We start from the raw sequence: 1,252 nt of genomic DNA, 5'->3' as shown, positions 1-1,252 counted from the left end.
TTCCAGCCGATCATCGTCTGCCTGACGGTGGCCTCGGTCGCGCTGACGCTGTTCGTCATCTGGATATCGCTGCACGATCTCTCGCTGATGCGGGCGGGCCGCGAAAAATTCGTCGGCCTCGACAACTATATCCGCTTCCTCGGCGACCCGCGCGCCATGGCCGCGCTCTGGCGCACGGTGCTCTTCACGGTGCTGGCGACAGTGATCGAGATCGCGCTCGGCCTTGCCGCCGTGCTCTTCCTCGATCGCGACTTCGTCATGAAGCGGCTGGTCAGGACGCTACTCTTGGTACCAATCATCATGACGCCGGTGGTCGTTGGGCTCACCTGGCGGTTCCTCTTCGATCCCGCCACCGGCATGGCGAACTATCTTCTATCGCTGGCAGGCATTTCCCAAGTCGACTGGCTGGGCAGCCCACAGATCGCGCTGTTTTCGGTGCTGATCGCCGACATCTGGCAATGGACACCTTTCGTCATCCTGCTGGTGATGGCGGCCCTTGAATCAGCGCCCACCGACCCGCTCAACGCCGCCCGCGTCGACGGCGCGCGCGAATGGCAGGTCACCTGGTATGTGCTTCTTCCCATGCTGCGCCGCGCGCTTGCCATCGTCGCGCTGATCAGGGCGATCGACAGCATCAAGGCCTTCGACCTCTTCTACATCATGACGCGCGGGGGGCCGGCGCTGTCGACCGAGACGCTGAACTATTATGGCTACATCGTGGCCTTCACCAATTTCGACATCTCGTATGCCTTGGCCATCGCCATCATTCTGACCGTGTTCACCAATGTCGCGCTGCTGACCATGTACAGCGTGCTCTTCCCCAAGACAGGAGACCGCTGATGGGCAGACGCGCGCTGTTCTATCTCGGGTTGGGCCTGCTTCTCTTGGCGGTGCTGTTCCCGCTCTACTGGGTCGTCGTCACCTCCTTCAAGACGACCCGCGATGCCTTCGCCATTCCGCCGGTCTGGCTGTTCAGCCCGACGCTGGACAACTACCGCACGGTGTTCGCCAATCGCGGCTTCCTCAGCGCCTTCGCCAACTCCTTCATCGTCTCGCTCCTCTCCAGCGCGCTCGCCGTCGCGGTCGGTTCGCTCGCAGCTTATGGGCTTGCGCAGCAGCCAGCGGAGCTGCGCCGCGCACGGGAAAAATTCATCCTCAGCTTGCGCATCGCGCCAGCTCTGCTCTTCGTCATTCCGATGTATTATCTGGCGACCCGCATCGGCGCGCTGAACAAGCACTGGCTGCTGATCGC

At 62.4% G+C, this 1,252-nt stretch carries 1 protein-coding gene and 1 pseudogene; both read left to right on the top strand.

The features are described 5' to 3' along the window. Positions 1-840, top strand: an 840-nt coding sequence (locus LB520_RS29080; RefSeq protein WP_224640214.1) for a carbohydrate ABC transporter permease, incomplete at its 5' end; no start/stop codon positions are given. Further along, positions 840-1,252, top strand: a pseudogene (locus tag LB520_RS29075) (carbohydrate ABC transporter permease); the annotation flags it as partial. The gene LB520_RS29080 and the pseudogene LB520_RS29075, both read left to right, overlap by 1 nt.

This window comes from Mesorhizobium sp. CA12 (assembly GCF_020165255.1).
Lineage (GTDB): Bacteria > Pseudomonadota > Alphaproteobacteria > Rhizobiales > Rhizobiaceae > Mesorhizobium.
Note: the sequence above shows the minus strand (reverse complement) of the source record. Positions and strands in the feature narration are given on the sequence as shown.